The organism is Streptomyces sp. NPDC058691, assembly GCF_042714775.1.
Lineage (GTDB): Bacteria > Actinomycetota > Actinomycetes > Streptomycetales > Streptomycetaceae > Actinacidiphila.
In genome coordinates, this window is the sequence record NZ_JBHXSO010000050.1 from 36,619 (window position 1) to 59,053 (window position 22,435).

The window sequence follows — 22,435 nt, forward strand, 5'->3', positions numbered from 1 at the left end:
GCCCCACCCACCGCGCCCGGGCACATCGACACGAACAAGAACGAACCGACCGGCTCCCGTTGCTCAGCGATCGGCGATCCGCGAACGCATCCTCCCACTCGCCAATGACAGCCTGCCGCCGGTGCCCACCTTCACGATCTTGAATGATCAGCATTGGGCGGAAAAAGCAACCAAACGACCGTACTCCGCGCCCTAATCCCCTGCCCGCCCCGTGCGTGAACGAGGTCCACCGCCATGGCGCGGCACTACAGTGGGCGAACACAGGCCACGGACCAGGCCAAGATCCAGGGAGTGCGAGACGTGCGGCCGGTAGGCAGCAAATACGAACTGGTGGAGCCGCTGGGACGCGGTGCCACGGGCACCGTGTGGCGGTCCCAGGTGCGGGACACCGGCGAGACCGTCGCGATCAAGGTGCTCAAGGAAGAGCTCGCGAGCGACCCCGACGTCGTGATGCGCTTCCTGCGGGAGCGCTCGGTGCTGCTGCGGCTGCGCCACCCGCACATCGTCCGCGTGCGCGACCTGGTCGTCGAGGGCGATCTGCTGGCCCTGGTGATGGACCTGATCGAGGGCCCGGACCTCTACCGCCACCTGCGCGAGAACGGTCCGTTCTCCCCCGTGGGCGGCGCCCTGCTGACCGCCGCCATCGCCGACGCGCTCGCCGCCAGCCACGCCGACGGCGTCGTGCACCGCGACCTGAAGCCCGCCAACGTGCTGCTGGCCACCGTCGCCGGCCCGGACGGCAGCGCCCAGATGCACCCGATGCTGACCGACTTCGGCATCGCACGGCTGGCCGATTCACCCGGCCTCACCCGGACCCACGAATTCGTGGGGACCCCCGCCTACATAGCGCCGGAGTCCGCGCAGGGCCGCCCGCAGACCTCCGCGGTGGACATCTACGGCGCCGGCATCCTGCTGTACGAGCTGGTCACCGGTCGTCCGCCGTTCCACGGCGAGAGCGCTCTCGAAGTGCTGCAACGGCATCTGAGCGCGGAGCCGCGCCGCCCCACGACCGTCCCCGAACCCCTGTGGACGGTCATCGAGCGCTGCCTGCGCAAGGAGCCCTCCGAGCGCCCCAGTGCCGTGAACCTGGCCCGCGCCCTGCGCGTGGTGGCCGCGGGCGTGGGCGTCCACGCCTCCCCGGCGCAGGCCGAGGCTGCCCTCGGCGTCGCCGCGCTGCTCGCGCCCGACCCGGCACCCGCGACCGTGCCGGACACTCCGCTCGTGCCGCCGGGCACGGCCGACCCCACGCAGGTGCTGCCGAACCGCTCGCCGATGGCCGGGTACGACCCGACGGCCGCCACCAGCGTGCTGCCCGCCAACGCGGCCGGGAGCGGCGCCGACCCGACCCAGGTCATCCAGGGCGGTTCGCGTCCCGCGGCCGACGGCGACGGCACCCGTGTGATGCCCCCGGTGCCCGGCGGCCCGCCGAACGAGACGCCGCAGGGCCCGCACCCGTGGGAGTCGCAGCTCAACCGGGCCCGGGCACGCGCCGAGCAGACCGAGATCCAGTACCTGGACCCCGAGCAGGACCCCCTGCGCCGCCGCCCGCGCCGCCAGCCGGGCGCGCAGCCCCCGCAGTCGTACCAGCAGCAGTCCCCGCAGTCCTACCAGCAGCAGCCCGGTGGGCAGGGGTACGCGCAGCAGCCCCAGCACCAGCAACCGCCGCGCCCGCCGCAGCACCGCCAGCCGCAGCCGCAGCAGTACGCCCCGCAGCAGCCCCAGCCGCAGCAGTACGCGCCCCGGCCACAGCAGCAGCCGGTGCCGCCGCGCTACGAGCAGCCGCAGCCCCGGCGCTACGAGCCGCAGCGGCCGCCCGCGCCCGAGCCGCCCCCGGCCCGCGAACCGCGCCGGCGCAGCGCCAACCCGATGCGCATCCCGGGCCTCGGCTGCCTCAAGGGCTGCTTCACGGTGATCGTGGTCCTGGTCGTCATCTTCCTGCTGGCCTGGTACTTCGGGCCGCTGCAGGGCTGGTTCGACACCGGCAAGGGACTGTGGGACACGGTCTCCACGTGGGTGAGCGGCATCTGGAACGGGGTCAAGTCGCTGGGCGACTCCACCAGCGGCACTCCCAGCCAGTAGTCGCCGGGGCCGCAACCCGCCTTCAGAGGGTGACGGCGGGAAATTCTGAGAGCGTTTTCAAGCGCCATGTCTTGACGCCTCGTCAGCCCGGGCGGACAGTGAACTGCCCGGGCAACCCCCTTCACGCGCTCCCCCGCCTCTCCCCACAGGAGGACTTGTCATGCGCGCGTCCAAATTGCTCGTCCGGGCCGGCGCGGCCGCACTGCTCGCGCTCGCCGCGGCCCTTCCCGGCCCGGCCTCGGCCAGCGTCCCCCCGCCCGGCACCGGCTGGTCCCTGACCTGGAGCGACGACTTCACCGGCGCCGCCGGGTCGGCTCCCTCCAGCGCGGACTGGATCACCGACACCGGCACGTCCTACCCCGGCGGCCCCGCGAACTGGGGCACCGGCGAGGTGCAGACGTACACCGCGAGCAGCACCAACCTCCAGCAGGACGGCAGCGGGAACCTCCGCATCACGCCGGTCCGCGACGGCTCCGGCCGCTGGACCTCCGCCCGGATCGAGACCCGCCGAACCGACTTCCAGGCCGCCGCGGGCGGCCGGGCCCGCATCGAGGCGCGCCTCCAGATGCCGAACGTGACCGGCGCCGCGGCGGCCGGCTACTGGCCCGCGTTCTGGACGCTCGGCGCCGACTACCGCGGCAACTACCAGAACTGGCCCGGCATCGGCGAGTTCGACATCATGGAGAACGTCAACGGCGTCAACCAGGTCTGGGGCACGCTGCACTGCGGCGGCAACCCCGGCGGCCCCTGCAACGAGACCAACGGCCTCGGCGCCACGCACGCGTGCCCGGGCAGTGCCTGCCAGGGCGCCTTCCACACGTACACCTTCGAGTGGGACCGCAGCGTCAGCCCCGAGACGCTGCGCTGGTACGTGGACGGAGTGCAGTACCACTCCGTCAACGCCTCGCAGATGGACGCGACGACGTGGGCCAACGCCACCCACCACGGCCACTTCGTGCTGCTGAACGTGGCGATGGGCGGCGCCTTCCCCAACGGGGTGGCGGGCAGCGGCACCCCGACCGGTTCGACCGCCTCGGGCGTGCCGATGCTGGTCGACTACGTGGCCGTCTACAACTCGGCGGGCAGCGGCGGGGGCGGCGGAGGCGGCAGCGGCGCCTACGGCACGATCCAGGCCGAGTCGTACTCCGCCCAGTCCGGCACCGCCACCGAGACCACGACCGACACCGGGGGCGGCCAGGACGTCGGCTGGATCGCGGGCGGCGACTGGCTGCGCTACAACGGTGTCGCCTTCGGCTCCACCGCCGCCCACCAGTTCAAGGCCCGGGTCGCCTCCGGCGCCGCGGCCGGGGTGAGCGGACTGGTCGAAGTCCGGCTGGACAGTCCCACCGCGGCACCCGTGGGCAGTTTCGCGGTCGGCGGCACCGGGGGCTGGCAGAACTGGACGACGGTCCCGGCCAACACCGCGGCGATCACCGGGACTCACGACGTCTATCTGACCTTCGCCAGCGGCCAGCCCGCCGACTTCGTCAATCTCAACTGGTTCACCTTCACCACCTGAGACTGCCCATGGTGGTGATTTGTCGACTTCTGGAGGGTGATTTCTCCCGCAGAAGCCGCACTCACCCCCGACTGGTTCCCCCAACCGGCTCGCATCCGCGTAGCTTTGTCGCCAACACGACGGCACGTCGGAGGAGTCGGAGCAGCCTTGGGACGGAAGATCGGCAGCCGGTACACCGCGCACCAGGTGCTGGGGCGCGGCTCCGCCGGCACGGTGTGGCTGGGCGAGGGCCCCGAGGGCCCGGTCGCCATCAAGCTGCTGCGTGAGGACCTCGCCTCCGACCAGGACCTCGTCGGCCGCTTCGTCCAGGAGCGCACGGCCCTGCTGGCACTGCACCACCCGCACATCGTCGGCATCCGTGACCTGGTGGTCGACGGTTCCGACCTGGCGCTGGTCATGGACCTCGTGCGCGGCACCGACCTGCGCTCCCGCCTGGAGCGGGAGCGCAGGCTCGCCCCCGAGGCCGCCGTCTCGATCACCGCCGACGTCGCCGACGGTCTGGCCGCCGCGCACGCGGCGGGCGTCGTCCACCGTGACGTGAAGCCGGAGAACGTGCTGCTGGACTCCGCGGCGCCGCCCGGTCCGGGCGGGGCGCCCCCGGCGCTGCTCACCGACTTCGGCATCGCCCGGCTGGTGGACTCCCCGCGCCGCACCCGGGCCACCCGCATCATCGGCACCCCGGACTACCTGGCGCCGGAGATCATCGAGGGCCTGCCGCCGCGGGCCTCCGTCGACATCTACGCGCTCGCCACCGTCCTGTACGAACTGCTGGCCGGTTTCACGCCGTTCGGCGGTGGCCACCCCGGCGCCGTGCTGCGCCGCCATGTCACCGAGTCGGTGGCGCCGCTGCCCGATCTCCCCGACGAGCTTTGGCAGTTGCTCTCCCAGTGCCTGGCCAAGGCGCCGGCCTCACGGCTGACAGCGGCGGAAGTGGGCGCGCGGCTGCGGGAGTTGTTGCCGGATCTGGCCGGGCTGCCACCGCTGGAGGTGGACGCGCCCGGCGACCACCACCACGAGGACGCGGGCGGCTTCGGCGCCGAACCGCCGGGCGGCGGCGAGCCGTACGACCCGCCGGCCGGCCGCCGGCGCGGCGCGGTCCCGCTGGTCAGGGGCGCCGCCCCGGACTCCACCCGGGACACGCACACCAGCATCAAACTGCCGACCGCCGAGGAGCTCGCCGCCGGCCGTACCGCGGGCGACGACCCCCGGGGCACCCGGGCCCGCCACCGGCACCGCGCCGTCGCGGACTCGCCGCAGCGCCGCCGGGCCAAGATCGGGGCCGCCGCGGCGGCCGCCCTGGTGGCCGCCGGACTCGGCGGCTGGGCCATCGCCGCCTCCGGCTCCGACGACGGCGGCTCCACCAGCCGCGAGGACCGGGAGCCCGGCGACTCCACGACGCACGCCCCCACCCCCACCGCGCCCACCGGCGCCGCGGCCTCCCCGCAGGGCGCCGTCAGCTCCACCGCCGACGCCGCCGACGCGACCGAGGAGGCGTCGCTGCGCTGGTCGGGCCTGACGGCGCTGCCGCCGCTCCCGGTCGCCGGGGTCGACACCACGGGCCGGCCGCGGGCGGTCGCGGCCGGCGGGGCGACGTACGTCTTCACCCGGGGCACCGACCGGAACCTGTGGTACCTGGTGGACGGGCGCTGGCACCGGCTGACCGGGATAAGCGTCGCCGACGACCCCTCCGCGGTCTCCTCGCGCGCAGGGCAGCTCGACGTGTTCGCGCTCGGCACCGACCACAAGGTCTACCGGCGCACCCTCACCGACGGCGCCTGGGGCGGCTGGTACCAGGTCGACCAGCCCGCCACCTTCGACACCACCCCGGCCGCCGCGTCCTCGGCCCCCGGCCGGATCGACCTGGTCGCCCGCTCCGGCGGCGACCTGGTCACCTCCTCCTGGGTGGACGGCCGCTGGAACGCCTGGGCGCTGGTGCCCACCGCCGGCCGCGTCACCTCCGCGCCCGGCCTGGTCTCGCGCACCCCCGGCACCCTGGACGCCTTCGTGGTGCGCAAGGCCGACGGGGCCGTGCTGCGCCTGCCGTACGTCAACGGCGCCTGGCGCCCCTCGGAACTGGTCGCCGGCCTGGACGCGACCGGCCGCCCGGAGGCCGCCGTCTCCGGGGGCCGGCTGTACGTCCTGGCCCCGTCCGGCGGCAGCAGGCTGGCCGCCGCCGTCGGCGCGGGCGCCGACTGGGCGCCCGTCCCGGTGAGCGCCACCAGCCACACCGGGGCCGCGCTCACCGGCTCCTCGCGGGCCCTCACCCTCTACGTCCGCCGCGCCGACGGCACCCTCGCCCGCTCGACCGGGTCGCCGGTCACATGACGGTCATGATCCAACGCCCCTGTGCATAGGCGGTATTGCGGCGGTCGTCCGACCGGGCGCGGCAGGTCCGGCAGTTCGGCGACACCATCGGCATCCTGGTGCCGGGCGGCTTCGTGTCGACGGTGGTCCCGCCGGCCGTCTTCTTCGCCTTCCAGCGGCAGTTCGTCTCCGGCGTGATGGCGGGCGCCGTGAAGTAGGCGCCCGAGAACGGGACCGGCTCCGGGGCCGGGCAACACTCCGTGGCCGCAGTGGTCGCCGGACGCGGCACGCTCACCGGGATATAACGGGCATAAGCCGCGTACGTCGATCCTACGGATGTGCTGCCTTGCCCCGGTTCAGCGTCATCGTGCCCATCCACCTCGTGCAGGCCCATCTGCACGAGTGCCTGGAGTCCGTGCTCGGGCAGAGCTTCACGGACCTGGAGCTGATCGCCGTGGACGACCGCTCCCCCGACGGCTGCGGCGCGATCATCGACTCCTTCGCGGCCCGCGACCGCCGGGTCACCGCCGTGCACCTGGCCGAGAACGTGGGCCTCGGGCGGGCCCGGAACGCCGGTATCGCCCACGCCACCGGCGACTACCTGCTCTTCCTCGACGGCGACGACGCCCTCACCCCCGGCGCGCTGCGGGCCGTCGCCGACCGGCTGGCCGGGACCGCCGAACCCGACGTGCTGGTCTTCGACTACGCCCGCACCTACTGGGACGGCCGCGTCGCCCGCAACCGGCACGCCCATCTGCTCTCCCACGACGGCCCGCCGCCCGGCCCCCTCGCCGGCCGGCCCGGACTGCTGCGGCTGCTGCCGGTGGCCTGGAACAAGGCCTACCGGCGGGAGTTCGTCCAGCGGCGCGGTCTGTCCTTCCCGCCCGGCTGGTACGAGGACGTGCCCTGGACGTATCCGGCGCTGCTCGGCGCCGACACCGTCGCGGTGCTGGACCGGGTCTGCGTGCACTACCGGCAGCGCCGCCGCGGCAGCATCCGGCGCACCACCAGCACCCGCCACTTCGACGTCTTCGAGCAGTACGAGCGGCTCTTCGCCTTCCTCGACCGCCATCCCGTGCACGACCCATGGCGGCCCGCGCTCTTCCGGCGGATGGCCGACCACCTGCTGCTGATCTACAACAGCCCCGTCCGGCTGCCCCGTTCGTCCCGCGCCGCCTACTTCAAGCGCTGCGGCCTGGCCCTGCGGCGGCTGCGGCCGGAAGAGTCCGGCCGCCCGGGGCGCGGCGGCGGATCCCGGCGGCTGCTGGTGCGGCTCGGCGCCCGCCACGTCTTCGACGCCGTACGGGCCGCGGGCGCGCTGCGCCGGCGGCTGCGCTCGCTGGCCGAGGGCGCCCGCCGCGCGGGGCGGGCGGCGGCCCTGCGGGCGCACTACCGCCTCCAGCGGCACCGGCCCCTGGACCCGCGGTCGGCGGTGTTCGCCGCCGACCGGTACGGCGGCTACGCCTGCAACCCCGCCGCCGTGGAGACCGCCGTACGCGGCCTCGCCCCGCACCTGCGCACGGCCTGGATCACCACCGCGGAGCACGCCGGCACGCTGCCGCCCGGGGTGCGCCGGCTCCAGCCGGACTCCCCCGCGTACTGGACGGCGCTGGCCCGCGCCACGTACCTGGTCAACAACGTCAACTTCCCGCACGCGTACGTCAAGCGGCCCGGCCAGGTGAACCTGCACACCCACCAGGGCACCCCGCTCGGCCACATGGGACTGGACGTGCAGGGCGATCCCGCCGCCTCGGCAGGCCGGGACTTCGCCCGCATGCTCGCCCACACCGACCGCTGGGACTACTGCCTCTCGGCCAACCCGCACTCCTCGGTGGTGTGGGAGCGCGCCTACCCGGCGGGCTACGCCACCCTGGAGTACGGCCAGCCGCGCAACGACGTGCTGCTCCGGGCGTCCGCGGACGACGTGCTGCGCCTGCGCGCCGCCCTCGGCCTGCCCGAGGGCGTCACGGCCCTGCTGTACGCCCCGGCCCACCGCGACCACCGGCACGGCTTCCGCCCGGCCGCCGACCCGGCCCGGCTGGGCCGGGAACTCGGCCCCGGATTCGTGATCCTGTACCGGGCACCCCGCGAGCACCCGGACCGCGGGTGCGCGGCCGGCCTCCCCGAGGACCTGCCCGGCAACGTGCTCGACGTCTCCGCGCACGCGAGCGTGCAGGAACTGTGCCTGGCCTCCGACGGGCTGATCACCGACTACGCGTCCCTGATGTTCGACTACTCGGTCCTGGACCGGCCGGTCGTCGTGCACGCCGAGGACCGGCCGGCCCACGGGATCGCGCGCGGCGCCTACCTCGACATCACCGCCGAGCCACCGGGCCTGGTGGCCGGGTCCTGCGACGAACTCCTCGACATCCTCCTCACCGGCGCCTGGCGCGGCCCGCTGTCCACCCGGCTGCGGGCCGCCTTCCGGGCGCGCTACTGCCCGTGGGACGACGGGCGGGCGGCCGAGCGGGTCGTGCGCCGGGTCTTCCTGGGCGAGCCGGGCGGCCTGCCCCCGGTGATGCCGCCGGAGGAACGCCGCCCCGCCCCCGCCCCGGAGCAGGCCCGCGCGCAGGCCCGTGCGCAGGAACCCGGCGGGGTCTACGACCAGACCCGCGACCCGGCTCCCGGCGGCTGAGGCGACGCCCGGCGGTTCACCCGTTCGGCGCAGTGGAGGTGACCGACGCGGCCGGGGCGAGTTGAACCCCTCGTCCCCGCACGCCGCCCCCTCCCGGAAAGGGTCACGTCAGCCGATGGCCTCGCGCACGCCCCGCCTCACCGTCGTCGTCCCGGTCCACAACGTCGAGGCGCACGTGGCGGAGTGCCTGCGCTCGGTGGCCGCGCAGACCCTCGGCGCGCTGGACGTGGTGATCGTGGACGACGGCTCCACCGACGCCGGCGCCGAGATCGCGCGCTCCTTCGCCGACCGCGACCCCCGCTTCCGGCTGGTCCGCCAGGACACCGCGGGCCTGGGCCACGCCCGCAACACCGGTGTCCGGCACGCCGATCCGGCCACCTCCTACCTGGCCTTCCTCGACGGCGACGACGTCCTGCCGCCGCGCGCGTACGAGACGCTGGTACGGATGCTGGACGCCTCCGGCTCGGACTTCGCCACCGGCAACGCCTGGCGGCTCACCGAGGACGGCCGGACCGAGGCCTGGCCGCACCGCGACATGACCCGTAACGTGCCGCGCACCCATGTCACCCGGGACCCGGGCCTGCTGTCCGACCGGGCCGCCTGGAACAAGGTCTTCCGCCGCGACTTCTGGGAACGCCACCACCTGGCCTTCCCCGAGGGCGTGTCGTACGAGGACGCCCCGCTCACCCTTCCCGCGCACTTCCTCGCCGAGGCCGTGGACGTCCTGCACAACCACGTCTACTACCGGCGGGTCCACCAGGGTCCGGTCACCGGGAGCCGCGCCGACGCGCGGGGCGGGCCGGGCGTGCCGGGCGTGCCGGGCGGGCAAGGCGCAGCGGACTGCATCCGCGCCGTCGACTCGGTCAGCCGCTTCCTCGGCGACCCGGCGCGCCCCGCCTGGGGCGCGTACAAGCCCGCCTACGACCGCTCGGTGCTCACCGACGACCTCCAGGACCTCGTCGAGGCGCTGCCGTCGGCGGGGCCGGAGTACCGGCGGGTGTTCATGGAGCGCTGCCGGGACTTCCTCAGCCGCGTCGACCCCGGCGTCTTCCCCGAACTCCCCGTCGTGCAGCGGATCATCTGGCACCTGGTCGTCAAGGACCGGCTCGACGACCTCGTCACCTTCCTCGGCCACCAGCGGGCCAACCCCTCCGGCTTCTCCGTCGCCGGACCGCCGCTGCGCAAACGCGCGGTGGTCCGTGCCGCGGACGGCGCCCCGATGGCCCTGCCCCCGTCCGTGGTGCGGCTGCGCCGCGCGGACCTGCCCGTGCACGCCGAAGTCGCCGAAGTGGCGCGGGAGAACGGCAGGCTGGTGCTGCGCGGCCACGCCTACCTGCGCAACATCGACGCCGGCCGGCCCGGCGACGCCCACATCACCGCCGTCGCACTCAATGGACGGCGGCGCCGGGTCAAGGTGCTGCTGCTGCCGGTGCGCATCCACCAGGAACCGGCCGCGACCGCCGGCTCCCGCCAGGAGGAACACTGCTACGACTGGTCGGGCTTCGAGATCACCGTCGACCCGGCGCGGCTGCGGCCCGGCCGGTGGCGGATCGCGGTGGTCGTCGCGGCACGCGGCGTCATCCGCACGGCGGGACTGCGCGCCGCGGACACCGGTTCCGGTGCCTCCCCGCAGTCGTACCCGGCGGGCGACGGGACCCGGGTGGTGCCGTTCCACCGGGCCGGGCGGCTGCACCTGTCGGTGGATCCGGTGGCCCGGACGGTGGTGGACCACCGGGCGGGCCCCGACGGGACGGTGGAGCTCGACGTCACCGGCGCGCCGGACGCCACCGCGCTGCGCCTGACGCTCGCCTCGACACGGGCGGTCCTCACGTATCCGGTCCAGGACGCGGACCACGGCGTCCGCCGGGTCCGCGTGCGCCTCGCCGACCTCGGGGACGCCCGGCCCGCGCTGGAGCCCGGCCCCCGGCAGATCGCCCCGGACACCACCGAGACGTGGGAGGCCGTCCTGATGCGGCCGGGCCGCACCGACCCGGTCCACCTCGACGGTGACCTGCCGGCCGGCCATTACCCGCTCGGCACGGACGCCCGGCTCGTCGGCGTCCGCCGTGAGCTGCTGGTCGAGGCCGACGCGGCCGGCCGGCTGGTGCTGCGCGACCGCACGCCGCAGCCGGTCGTGGACGCGGTCGGCTGGACCGCCGAGGGCGCCCTCGTCCTCACCGGCCGGCTGGCGCCGGACACCGCCCCCGGCCGGACCGAACTGGTGCTGCGCCACGGCACGTTCAGCGCCGAGCACGCCTTCCCCGTACGCCTGGACAGCGCCGCCGCGCCCTTGGACCCGGCGGGCCGGGCCCGGCACCGCGAGGGGCGCCGGTTCACCGTGACGGTGCGCCCGGGCCGCATCGAGACCCTCGCGGGGGCCGTGCCGCTGATCGAGGGCCGCTGGGACCTGTGGCTGCGCGCGGGCGGCCACGACGCACCCGTGCGGGTGGCCCCCGGGGCGTTCGACGCGCTGCCGATGGCGGCGGGCTCCGGCGGCAAGGCGTTCACCGTGGACCGGCGCCTGCACGACCGCCTGTTCCTGGAGGCCGGCCCGACCGTGCCGGAACCGCAGCGCGGCCCGTACCGGCAGCGCGTGCTGCGCGAGACCCACTACCCGCGCACCCGGGGACTGCCGCGCCGCGAGACCGTGCTGTTCAGCTCCTTCGACGGCCGCGCCGGCGGCGACTCCCCGCGCGCCGTCCACGAGGAACTGCTGCGCCGCCGCGAGGCCGACGGCCTGGAGCACCTGTGGGTGGTGCGCGACGGCCAGGCGGTGCCGCCCGGGACCGCGCGGCCGGTGGTGCTGCGCAGCGCGGCCTGGTACGAGGCGCTGGCGCGCAGCCGCTACGTGGTCACCAACACGCATCTGCCGCGGTGGTTCGTCCGCCGCCCCGACCAGCGGGTGCTGCAGACGTGGCACGGCACACCGGTCAAGCGCACCGGCCGCGACCTGGCCGGCACGCCGTACGCGGACCCGGGCCGCCAGTGGAGCGTGCTGCTGTCGCCGAACACGTACAGCACGGGCGCGCTGCGCACCGCGCTCGCGTTCGACGGCGAGGTCGCCGAGACCGGACTGCCGCGCACCGACGTGCTGTTCGCCGACGACCGCGACAAGATCGCCGCCTCGCTGCGGGACCGGCTGGGCATCCCGCGGGGCCGCACCGTCGTGCTGTACGCCCCCACCCGGCGCGACGACCGGGCGTACGACGCCGGCCACTACCGCCGCTCGGCCCACCTGGACCTGGCGGAGGCGGAGGCCGCGCTCGGCCGGGACCATGTGCTGCTGTACCGCTCGCACCCGACGGTCGCCGACCGGCTGCGGCCCGGCCGCTCCGGCTTCGTCCGCGACGTGTCCACGCACCCCGACGCGGCCGAACTGCTCCTGCTCGCCGACGTGCTGGTCACCGACTACGCCTCGCTCGCCGCGGACTTCGCCAACACCGGGCGCCCGATGCTCTTCCTCGTCCCCGACCTGGAGCACGTCCGCGACACGCTGCGCGGCTTCTACCCCGACTTCGAGGCCCTGGCGCCCGGTCCGCTGCTGCACTCCACCGCCGAGGTCGCCGGCGCCCTGCGCGACCTGGACGCCGTGGCACGGCACAGCGCCGACGCCTACGCCCACTTCCGGACGACCTTCTGCCACCTGGACGACGGCGGGGCCGCCGCCCGCGCAGCCGACCGCCTCCTCGGCCGCCCCGGCACCGCACCCCGCTGAACCGGTCGTCCGCCGTCGCCGTCGCCGACGGAACGTCATCGTCCCGGTCCACAAGGTGCAGGGCTGTCCGCGCGCCTGCCCGGACTCGGTGCTGTCCCAGCCCGTCACCGACCGGTCGCCGGACCACTGCGGCCGCATCCTCGACGCGTACGCGGCCCGCAACACCGGCGCCGAGCGGGCCACCGGGGACTGTCTGTTCTTCCTCGACGGCGACGACACGGCGAGGACCCGGCCCATACGGCCCTGCACGAGGAGGGCCTGCTGATCGACGTATCCCGGCACCCGTCTGTGGAGCAGCTGTGCCTGGCCGCGGATGCCCTGGTCACGGACTACTCGTCGATCATGTTCGCCTACGCACTGCTGGACCGCCCCATCGTGGTCCACGCCGACAACTGGCCGGTCTACCAGGCCTCCCGCGGCGTCTACTTCGACCTGCTGTCCGCCGCGCCCGGCGACACCCCGGGCGCGGTCTCCACCACCGACGACGAACTGGTCCGGGTCTTCCGCGACGGCCCCTTCGACGACCACCGGGCCCGCGAGCTGCGGGCGACCTTCCGCCGCCGCTTCTGCGCCTTCGACGACGGTCGGGCCGCCGAGCGCGTCGTGCGCCGGGTCCTCCTCGGCGACGACACACCGCTGCAGACGGGTGCCGCTCGACGCTCGCACCCCCGCCCGCCCGCACCCGGTGCCGCAGCCGGCGGCCCCTCGGACCGGCGCCGTCCAGGGGGCCGCCAGTCGGCCGTAGCCCCCTCCCACGAACGGGTGGCCGGACGAGGACACGTCCCCGTACGGACCCGCCGGGGATGCAGCACCGCCTGCCACGATCGAACATCGTGGTGACGAGCTGACGAGCCGACGACGGCCGGGAGGGCTGCGTGACCGGCGTTCTGACGACCCAGCGGGACTGGCGCATCCAGACGTACGAGCTGCGCCGGGTGCGGCGCCCCTCGCCGTACCTGATCCTGGGCACCCTGTTCTGGCTGGTGGTGGCCCTGCGGACCTGGGACGCCGTACCCGCCGCCGACTTCGGGCAGCACGCCGCCGCGATCGAGCGGATCGCGGCGGACTGGCGGCACCCGTCCAACCCACTGCTCGACATGTCCGGCACCGGCAGCCCCTACTTCACCCCGTACACGGTGCTGCTGGGGCTGCTGAGCAAGCTGACCGGCGTGCCGGGCTGGCAACTGCTCAAGGGCTGCGGCCCGCTCAACCTCGCCCTGGTCGTCAGCGGCATCGGCGCCTTCACCCGCACCCTCAGCACACGCCGCTGGGCGCCGGTGCTGGCGCTGGCCGCGTTCGTGCTGCTGTGGGGGCCCGAGCACAAGGAGTGGAGCGGCTTCCTCGGCCTGCAGTCGATGACCCTCGGGCTGACCTACCCCAGCGCGTTCGCGATCGGCCTGACCTTCTGGACCTGGACGATCACCGCCCGCACCGCACGGCGCGGCGTCGGCGGCCCATGGCTGCACACCGGGCTCGGCCTGCTCCTCGGCGTCATCCTGCTCGTCCACCCGTTCACCGCGATGGGCGCCGTCATCGGCGTGGCCGCCCTGGTGCTCGGCATGCAGCAGACCCCGATCGTCGCCGGGATCCTGGGCCGCTGGGCGCTGACCGCCGCCGTGGCCTTCGCGGTCGCCGGCTGGTGGCCGTACTTCAGCCTCTCCTCGCTGCTGGGCGACCCGACGGTCGACGGGATCCACCGGCAGCTCTACGGCGACCTGTGGCAGTGGTACGGGCTCGCCCTGGCGGGTCTGCCGGCGCTGCTGTACCGGCTGCGGCTGAACCCGCTGGACCCGCTGGTGCTGATGTTCGCCGGGGACTGCGCCGTGGCCGCGTACGGCTGGTTCAGCGGCGAGTACTCCTACGGGCGGATCTTCGGGCTGCTGCTGGTGCCGCTGCAGTTCGCGCTGGCGGTGGAGCTCGCCGAGGCCCCGCCGTGGACGCTGCTGCGCACGGTGCTGGCGCCGCTCGCCGCGGTGGCGGCCTGCGTGGGCCTGGTGGCGCAGGCGGGCGCGATCGTCCCGAAGCGCTACGTGCCGCCGGCGGTGCACCTGCAGCGGCTGAACCACTGGCCGAGCTACCAGTGGGCGCAGCGGCACGTGGCGGTCGGCGACGTCGTCCTGACCGACGCCTACGGGCCCTCCCACGTCATGCCGGCCTACGGCGCGTTCCTGGTCGCCCCCACCTGGCCCGACCCGTCGACCTCGGCGGCGGAACGAAAGCGCCGCGCCTCCGACGTCCGCACCTTCCTGGCCCCGACGACCGCGCCGGACCTGAGGCAGGCCATCGCCCGCCGCTACCACGTCCGGTGGGTCATGACGGCGCCCAAGGCCCCCGTCCCGCCGGACACCTCGCTGGTCGCCACCGGCCCGCGCACGGGCGAACGGCTGTACCGGATCGGGTGACGCCCCGGCACACACGACGGCAGGGGCCGGGGGGATTCCCCCGGCCCCTGCCCTGTGTGACGGTGGGTCAGCGGTGTGTGCGCAGCAGCGTGCGGAAGGTCCGCATCGCCACCGACAGGTTCGCCAGGTCGAACGCCTCCGACCCCTGGATCTCGTCCAGGGTGGTGCGGGCCCGGTTGACCAGGGCGCCCCTGGCCTCCTCCCACTTCTTGAAGCGCTGCTCCGGGGTGGAGGAGCCGTTGCCCACCGAGAGCACGTCCGCCGTCAGCGCGGCGTGCGCGGCGAACAGGTCCTCGCGGATGGAGGCGCGGGCCATCGACTGCCACCGGTCGGCGCGCGGCAGCTCGATGATCCGGTCCAGCAGCTGGGTGATCTGCAGGCGGTCGGCGAGGTCGTAGTAGACCTCGGCCACCGCCAGCGGGTCCTTGCCGCTGCGGTCGGCGACGTCCACGATGTCCAGCGCCGGGAAGGCGGACGAGAACCCGGCCACCTTGGTGGCCAGCTCCTCCGGGACGCCCGCGCCCGTCAGCTCGTCGTGGATCGACTGGTACCACTCCAGGTCCGCGCCGCGCAGCAGCTTGGGCAGCTCGGCCCAGACCCGGGTGACCCCGTCGTGGAAGAACTCGATGGTCTCGGCGATCCGCAGCGGCTGCGGCCGGTTGTTGAGCAGCCAGCGCGAGGCCCGCTCCACCAGCCGCCGCGAGTGGAGCCGGACGCGCGTCTGCACGTCCGCGGGCACGACGTTGTCGAGCGCCTCGACGTCGTCCCAGATCCGGCTGAGCCCGAAGATCGCGCGGGCCGCGGTGTGCGCCCGGACGATCTCCTCGTTGGTGGCGCCGGTCTCCTCCTTGAAGCGGTGGAGGAAGGTGGTGCCGCCGGTGTTGACGGTGTCGTTGACCAGCACCGTCGTGATGATCTCGCGGCGCAGCGCGTGCCCGTCGATCTGCGCGGCGAAGCGCTCGCCGAGCGCCTTCGGGAAGTACGCGTCCAGCAGCCGCCGCAGGTACGGGTCGTCCGGCAGGTCGGTGGCGAGCAGCTCCTCCGCGGCGGTGATCTTGGTGTAGGCCAGCAGGACGGCGAGTTCGGGCTGGGTCAGCCCCTGGCCGGCGGCCAGCCGCTCGCGGATCTGCCGGTCGGTGGGCAGGAACTCCAGCGCCCGGTCCAGCTTGCCGTCGCGCACCAGCCTGCGGATGAAGCGCTGGTGGGCGTGGAGCAGGCTGGGCGACTGGGCCATGCCGTTGGCCAGCGCCACGTTCTGCGCGTAGTTGTTGCGCAGCACCAGGGAGCCGACCTCGTCGGTCATCTCGGCCAGCAGGCTGTTGCGCTGCTTGACCGTCATGTCGCCCTCGGTGACGACCGCGTTGAGCAGGATCTTGATGTTGACCTCGTGGTCGGAGGCGTCCACGCCGGCGCTGTTGTCGATGGCGTCGGAGTTGACCCGGCCCCCGGCCAGGGCGAACTCGATGCGGCCGAGCTGGGTCAGGCCCAGGTTGCCGCCCTCGCCGATGACCTTGGCGCGCACCTCTGCGCCGTCCACGCGGATGGCGTCGTTGGCCTTGTCGCCGACGTCCGGGTGCGTCTCGGCGGACGACTTGACGTAGGTGCCGATGCCGCCGTTCCACAGCAGGTCCACCGGGGCCTTGAGGATCGCCTTCATCAGGTCGGCCGGGGTCATCTTGGCCGCCGGCTGCTCGATGCCGAGCGCCCTGCGGATCTGCGGGGTGACGGTGATCGCCTTCGCGCTGCGCGGGAAGACGCCGCCGCCGGCCGAGATCAGCTTGGCGTCGTAGTCGGCCCACGACGAGCGCGGCAGTGCGAACATCCGGCGCCGCTCGGCGTAGGAGGTCGCCGCGTCCGGCACGGGGTCGATGAAGATGTGCCGGTGGTCGAAGGCGGCGACCAGCCGGATGTGCTCGCTGAGCAGCATGCCGTTGCCGAAGACGTCACCGGACATGTCACCGACGCCGACGACGGTGAAGTCCTCGTTCTGGGTGTCGTGGCCCATCTCGCGGAAGTGCCGTTCGACGGACTCCCACGCGCCGCGGGCGGTGATGCCCATCTTCTTGTGGTCGTAGCCGACCGAGCCGCCGGAGGCGAACGCGTCGCCGAGCCAGAAGCCGTAGGAGATCGCGACCTCGTTGGCGATGTCGGAGAACGACGCGGTGCCCTTGTCGGCCGCGACCACCAGGTAGGTGTCGTCGCCGTCGTGCCGCACCACGTCGGCGGGCGGCACGACCTGGCCGCCCACCAGGTTGTCGGTGATGTCGAGGAGACCGGAGATGAAGGTCTTGTACGAGGCGATGCCCTCGGCCAGCCACGCGTCGCGGTCGGCCGCCGGGTCGGGCAGCCGCTTGCCGACGAAGCCGCCCTTGGCGCCGACCGGCACGATGACGGTGTTCTTCACCATCTGCGCCTTGACCAGGCCGAGCACCTCGGTGCGGAAGTCCTCGCGCCGGTCGGACCAGCGCAGGCCGCCGCGGGCGACCTTGCCGAAGCGCAGGTGCACGCCCTCCACGCGCGGGGAGTAGACCCAGATCTCGTACGCCGGGCGCGGCGCGGGCAGGTCCGGGATCGCCTGCGGGTCGAACTTCATCGACAGGTAGGCGTGCGGCTTGCCGCCGTCGGCTCGCTGGAAGTAGTTGGTGCGCAGCGTCGCCTTGATCAGGGTGAGGAAGGAACGCAGGATGCGGTCCTCGTCCAGGCTCGCGACCTGCTCCAGGGCGGCGTCCACCTCCTCCAGCAGGGCGTCGGTCAGCTCGCTGCCGGCCCGCTGGTGGTCCGGGGAGAGTCGCGCCTGGAAGAGGTTGACCAGCAGCCGGGTGGTGTGGACGTTGTTGCGGAGGGTGTCCTCCATGTAGTCCTGCGAGAAGGCCGTGCCGGCCTGCCGCAGATACTTGGCGTAGGCGCGCAGCACCATCGCCTGGCGCCAGGTCAGCCCGGCGCTCAGTACGAGCGAGTTGAAGCCGTCGTTCTCGGCCTGACCGGTCCAGGTCGCGGTGAAGGCCTCCTGGAAGCGCTCGCGGGCGTCGTCCCCGAGGTCGCCGAGCGAGGGGTCGATCCGCAGCCCGAAGTCGTAGATCCAGGCACGTCCCGCGCCCTCCTCGCCGGCCTGCGAGGAGGACGGCGTGCGGCGCAGCTCGTAGGGGCGCTCGTCGGTGACCTCGACGCCCAGGCGCTGCAGCGCCGGCAGCACCGCGGACAGCGAGACCGGCGCACCGGTGCGGTAGATCTTGAAGCGGCGCTCGCCTGGGGCGGCGCCGACCGGCTCGTACAGGCTGAGGCAGAAGTCCTCGCCGTTGAGCCGCTCCAGGTGCTGCAGGTCGGCGACGGCGGCGCGCGGGGTGAAGTCGGCGCGGTAGCCGTCGGGGAAGGCGTGCGCGTAGCGGCGGTTCATCTCGGCGGCGCGCTCCTCGCCGCACTCGGAGTTCAGCGCCTCGGCGAAGCCGTCGGCCCAGGAGCGCACGGCCTCGGTCAGCCGCCCCTCGATCCGCTCGACATCGCCGTCGCTGAGCTCCGGCAGCCGTGTGCCGGGGGCGACCCGGACCACGAAGTGCAGCCGGGAGAGCACCGATTCGGTGCTCCAGGCGGTGAAGTCGACGGTGACGCCGTTGAGTTCCTCCTTGAGGATGTCCGTCAGCCGCAGCCGGACCGCCGTGGTGAAGCGGTCGCGGGGCATGTAGACCAGCGCGGACAGGTAGCGCCCGTACTCGTCCTGCCGCAGGAACAGCCGCAGCCGGCGGCGCTCCTGCAGGTACAGCACGCTGGTGACGGTCTCGCGCAGCTCGTCGGGGGGCGTCTGGAACAGCTCGTCGCGCGGGTACGTCTCCAGGATCTGCAGCAGGTCGCGGCCGTCGTGGCTGTCCGGCGTGACGCCGGCGCCCTCCAGCACCTCGGCGACCTTGCGGCGGATCACCGGGACCCGGCGCACCGACTCGGTGTACGCGGCCGAGGAGAACAGGCCGAGAAAGCGGCGCTCGCCGATGACGTTCCCGTCGGCGTCGAACTTCTTGACCCCGATGTAGTCCAGGTACGACGGCCGGTGCACGGTGGCCCGGCTGTTCGCCTTGGTGATGATCAGCAGCCGCTGCTCACGGGCCTTCTTGCGGGCGTCGACAGGCAGCCGGTTGAACGACGGCGACACCGGGTGGGCGTTGTGGCGGCCCTCGGAGTCGTGGTGGTGCGGGTCGGAGCGCAGGATGCCGAGCCCGGTGCCGGGCACCGCGGTGAGCACGTCCTCCTGGCCCTCGGGGGTGCTCTCCGTGGTGAGCGCGTACTCCCGGTAGCCGATGAAGGTGAAGTGGTCGTCGGACAGCCAGCGCAGCAGCTCCCAGGCCTCGCCGACCTCCTGCTCGGGCAGCGGCGGCGGGGTCGCGGCCAGCTCGTCGGCGATGCGCAGTGCGCCGTCGCGCATCTTCTGCCAGTCCTCGACGGCCTCGCGGACGTCGGACAGCACGCGGCGCAGATCGGCGCTGATCTGCTTGAGGTCCTCACGGTCGGTCTCGCGGTCGATCTCGACGTGGATCCAGGACTCGGTCAGCACGTCGTGCGGCAGCTGGGCGCCGTCGCCGGTGACGGCCTCCAGCACCTCCAGCAGGTTGCCGGTCAGATCGCGCCGCACCAGCATCTGCGGGTGGACGACCACGTGGATCGCGCGGTCCTGCCGGGACAGCTCATTGGTGACGGAGTCGACGAGGAAGGGCATGTCGTCGGTGACCACCTCGACGACGGTGTGGCTGCACGTCCACCCGTTCTCCTCGACCGAGGGCGTGTGCACGCGGACGTTCGCGGTGCCCTGCGGGCGGACCTCGGCCAGGCGGTAGTGGGACAGGGCGGCACCGTACACGTCCACCGGGTCGCGGTGGATCAGGTCCTCGGGGGCGCTGTGCAGGTAGTAGCGCTGAAGGAAGGAGTCCAGCGCCTCCTTCACCGGGCCCTGACCGCCGTCCGGCCCGGTCTGGCCGGGAGCCGGCGTTCCCCCCGCCGAAGGTCCGGGGCCCACGCGGGCCGCCCGTTCCAGCAGCTCGGCCTTGGCTTCGTCCAGCTTGGTCTGCATGTCCTCATGCTCCCTGTCGCGCGCCGTTGCGTGACGTAGGTCGTGGTGATCGATGGATCAGCGCTGATCACGCTGTAAGGCTATCGCTACGGCCGGGGGGGCTGTCAGGGGCTCTTTGTGTACAAAACCATGAACCAATCTTTGACGAACTGGACAGTCCGGCCGCGCGGGTGCAGGTTGAGGAGGTGACCGTACGGAGGTCGTAGCGAGACGTTCACCCACGCGACGGGAAGGGACGGGAAACCCGGTCATGGCCACCAAGATCCTGATCGTCACCGGCGACGCCGCGGAGTCGCTCGAAGTCATGTACCCGTACCAGCGGCTCCTCGAAGAGGGGTACGAGGTGCACATCGCGGCGCCCAGCCGCAAGAAGCTCCGGTTCGTCGTGCACGACTTCGAGGAGGGCTTCGACACCTACACCGAGAAGCCGGGCTACACCTGGCAGGCGGATCTGTCCTTCGCGGACGTCGACCCCGGCGCGTACGCGGCCGTCGTCGTCCCCGGCGGCCGCGCCCCGGAGTACCTGCGCAACGACCCCGAGCTGCGCAAGGTGCTCAAGGCCTTCTTCGACGCCGACAAGCCGGTCGCCCAGATCTGCCACGGACCGCTGCTGACGGCCGCGGTTGGCGCCCTCAGCGGCCGGCGCGTCACCGCCTACCCGGCGCTGGAGATGGACATGGAGGCGGCGGGCGCCGGCTTCCAGGACACCGCCGTCGTCGTGGACGGCATGGTGGTCTCCTCGCGGGCCTGGCCGGACCACCCCTTCTGGATGCGGGAGTTCCTGACCGTGCTGCGGTCGAAGGCGCCGGTGACCTGAGGCGGGCAACGGGCCCTGGCCGCCCCGGAGACCGCCGCCCGGGGTTTTCAGGCGACCAGGGCCTCGGCCGTCTCCACGGCCTCGAGCAGGGTGTCCACGACCGGGACGCCGGCCTTCTCCAGGCTCGTCCGGCTGTGCGAGCCGCCCGTGTACAGCACCGCGAGGGCGCCCACGTGCCGGGCCGCCACCGCGTCGTCGACGGCGTCGCCGATGACGACGACCCGGCCCGGCGCTATGCCGTCCATCGCCGCCAGGTGCCGGGCCATCTGCTCGGACTTGCCGGTGTGGCTGCCCTCGGTGCGGCCGTCCACGCGCAGGAAGTGGTTCTCGATGCCGTGCGTGCGCAGGATCGGTATCAGCTGCTCGTGCGGGGCCAGCGAGCACAGCGACTGGGTGAGCCCCTCGTACCGCCGGCGGGCCAGGATCTCCGCGGCGCCCTCCGCGAGACAGCAGGTGCCGGCGAGGGCCCAGTAGTGGCGATGGAAGATCTCGTCCATCACCTCCCACTCGTTCTCGGTGGGCAGGCGCCCCATCAGCCGCTCGTAGAACCTCGGTACGGGGACGCAGTACAGCTCGCGGTAACGCTCCAGCGTGATCCGCGGAATGCCGATCTCGGCGAAGGAGGCGTTGGTCGCCTCGATCACCGCGTCGATGTCGTGGAGCAGCGTGCCGTTCCAGTCCCACACGAGATGCGCGTTCACATCCGAAACCGTACCCAGACCCTCCCGGCCCAAGGCAAGTGCCGAGGTCACATACGAAGCCGCTTCGTAGACATCGGGGCCCCGGGGAACGCCTCCGCGCGATCCGCGGCACGGGTCACGGGTCACGGGTCACGGGTCACGGGTCACGCGATCAGCGTGGGGATCTCCTGCGTGGCGTACCAGAGCAGTTCGTGGTCCTCGGCGCCGTCGACCGTGAAGCGCGCGTCGTCGTCCCCGGCGTCCGCCGCGCCCAGGGCGTCCGCGGCCGCGGAGATGTCCGCCTCGGCCTCGTCTGCGTCCGCGTGCACGGCCGCGGCCCGCGCCATCGGCACGGGCGCGGACAGGCGGACGGAGCCGAGGGCGGCGGGGTCCAGGGCGCGGTCGGGGTCGAAGGAGACGGCGGCGTCGGCGACGTCCACGGCGACCACGACACGGCGCCGCGGAGCGTCCGGGGTGAGCGCCAGCTGCCGTAGCGAGCTCTGGGCGGCCCGGGTCAGGGCGGCGTACTCCAGTTCCTCGAGGTCGTCGGAGACGTACCACTCGCGCAGGCTCGGGGTGACCGCGAAGGCGTCCAGCGGGGCGGGGCCCAGTTCGCCGGCCTTGTGCGCCTCGGCCAGTCCGGGAAGGGTCGTGGGGATGTAGACGCGCATGGCGTCAGCATACGTGGGCGGCACTCCGGATAGGTGAATCCCGGCCCGCCTCCCGCGCCGCCCCCGCCCGGCTTCCCGGCCCCACGGCGGCTCCCGTACAACCCGGTTACCAATCGGTAGACCACGGGGGTCCACACATGCACGCCACCTCGCCATCACGCACAGCGACGCATCACACACAGAACGTCACCGCACTGCCGCCCCATGTCTGGTTCGCCGGGCGGCTGCTGGACGTGCTGACCGGCCGGCGGCCGGTCGCCAGTCTCGCCGGACGCGTCGTCCCGGAGGCCTACGACCGCCTCTGGGACCTGGTGAACGCCCGCGCCGACTGGGGCTACGTCGCCCGCGGCCACGCGCCCCGGCTGCTCACGAAACCGCGGGTGTCGCCCTCTCCGGACGGCACGGCCATCGAGGTCGCCGCCACCGTCGCCCTCGCCCCGGACATCGTGCGGGCGCTCGCGTTCCGCCTGGAGCGCGACGGCACCCGGGCGGGCGGCGCCGGCTGGCGCTGCACCGCCGTGGAGGCGCGCTGAACACGGCCGGGGCCGGACTCCCTAAGG

13 protein-coding genes and 1 pseudogene are annotated in these 22,435 nt (G+C 73.7%); 11 read left to right on the top strand and 3 right to left on the bottom strand.

What is annotated here, in order from left to right; genetic code table 11:
* The first annotated feature begins 300 nt into the window (after positions 1-300).
* The 9 genes and pseudogenes from ACFWVC_RS29385 to ACFWVC_RS29425 all read left to right on the top strand — a co-directional run bounded on the left by ACFWVC_RS29385 (position 301) and on the right by ACFWVC_RS29425 (position 14,654).
* Positions 301-2,079, top strand: a complete 1,779-nt coding sequence (locus ACFWVC_RS29385; RefSeq protein WP_384293565.1) for a serine/threonine-protein kinase — start codon at positions 301-303, stop codon at positions 2,077-2,079.
* Between the two features lie 160 nt (positions 2,080-2,239).
* A complete protein-coding gene (locus ACFWVC_RS29390) occupies positions 2,240-3,598 on the top strand; it encodes a glycoside hydrolase family 16 protein (protein ID WP_384293569.1) in 1,359 nt (452 codons plus the stop codon).
* Positions 3,599-3,745: 147 nt separating this feature from the next.
* Positions 3,746-5,923, top strand: coding sequence for a protein kinase (locus ACFWVC_RS29395; RefSeq protein WP_384293576.1), 2,178 nt, complete (start codon positions 3,746-3,748; stop codon positions 5,921-5,923).
* 59 nt (positions 5,924-5,982) lie between these two features.
* Positions 5,983-6,120: pseudogene (locus tag ACFWVC_RS29400) on the top strand (carbohydrate ABC transporter permease); the annotation flags it as partial.
* A gap of 128 nt (positions 6,121-6,248) precedes the next feature.
* Positions 6,249-8,537 carry a CDP-glycerol glycerophosphotransferase family protein gene (locus tag ACFWVC_RS29405; protein WP_384293581.1) on the top strand — a complete coding sequence of 763 codons (2,289 nt, stop codon included), beginning with the start codon at positions 6,249-6,251 and terminating at the stop codon, positions 8,535-8,537.
* A gap of 115 nt (positions 8,538-8,652) precedes the next feature.
* Positions 8,653-12,252: a CDP-glycerol glycerophosphotransferase family protein gene (locus tag ACFWVC_RS29410; RefSeq protein ID WP_384293588.1), complete on the top strand. Its 3,600-nt coding sequence runs from the start codon at positions 8,653-8,655 to the stop codon at positions 12,250-12,252.
* A gap of 55 nt (positions 12,253-12,307) precedes the next feature.
* On the top strand, positions 12,308-12,517 hold the full coding sequence (locus ACFWVC_RS29415; protein ID WP_384293595.1) for a glycosyltransferase: 210 nt from the start codon (positions 12,308-12,310) through the stop codon (positions 12,515-12,517).
* Between the two features lie 23 nt (positions 12,518-12,540).
* Positions 12,541-13,092 carry a CDP-glycerol glycerophosphotransferase family protein gene (locus ACFWVC_RS29420; protein WP_384293602.1) on the top strand — a complete coding sequence of 184 codons (552 nt, stop codon included), beginning with the start codon at positions 12,541-12,543 and terminating at the stop codon, positions 13,090-13,092.
* A gap of 35 nt (positions 13,093-13,127) precedes the next feature.
* Entirely contained in the window at positions 13,128-14,654 is a 1,527-nt protein-coding gene (locus tag ACFWVC_RS29425; protein ID WP_384293609.1) for a hypothetical protein, read from the top strand.
* 67 nt (positions 14,655-14,721) lie between these two features.
* Here ACFWVC_RS29425 and ACFWVC_RS29430 read toward each other — a convergent pair whose 3' ends face one another.
* Positions 14,722-19,707, bottom strand: a complete 4,986-nt coding sequence (locus ACFWVC_RS29430; RefSeq protein WP_384293613.1) for an NAD-glutamate dehydrogenase — start codon at positions 19,705-19,707, stop codon at positions 14,722-14,724.
* Positions 19,708-19,957: 250 nt separating this feature from the next.
* On the opposite strand from ACFWVC_RS29430, the gene ACFWVC_RS29435 reads away from it, so the two are divergent.
* The gene (locus ACFWVC_RS29435) at positions 19,958-20,524 is read left to right on the top strand and encodes a DJ-1/PfpI family protein (RefSeq protein ID WP_384293619.1); all 567 of its coding nucleotides are present in this window, start codon (positions 19,958-19,960) and stop codon (positions 20,522-20,524) included.
* A 47-nt stretch (positions 20,525-20,571) separates the two neighbouring features.
* On the opposite strand, the gene ACFWVC_RS29440 is transcribed toward ACFWVC_RS29435, so the two are convergent.
* Together ACFWVC_RS29440 and ACFWVC_RS29445 are read right to left on the bottom strand one after the other, a co-directional pair.
* Complete coding sequence (locus tag ACFWVC_RS29440; RefSeq protein ID WP_384293625.1) at positions 20,572-21,225, bottom strand: HAD family hydrolase; 654 nt, start codon at positions 21,223-21,225, stop codon at positions 20,572-20,574.
* 143 nt (positions 21,226-21,368) lie between these two features.
* Positions 21,369-21,875, bottom strand: a complete 507-nt coding sequence (locus tag ACFWVC_RS29445; RefSeq protein ID WP_384293630.1) for a DUF6912 family protein — start codon at positions 21,873-21,875, stop codon at positions 21,369-21,371.
* Positions 21,876-22,012: 137 nt separating this feature from the next.
* Here ACFWVC_RS29445 and ACFWVC_RS29450 point away from each other — a divergent pair, with 137 nt between their 5' ends.
* Complete coding sequence (locus ACFWVC_RS29450; protein WP_384293637.1) at positions 22,013-22,408, top strand: Rv3235 family protein; 396 nt, start codon at positions 22,013-22,015, stop codon at positions 22,406-22,408.
* The last annotated feature ends 27 nt before the right edge of the window (positions 22,409-22,435 follow it).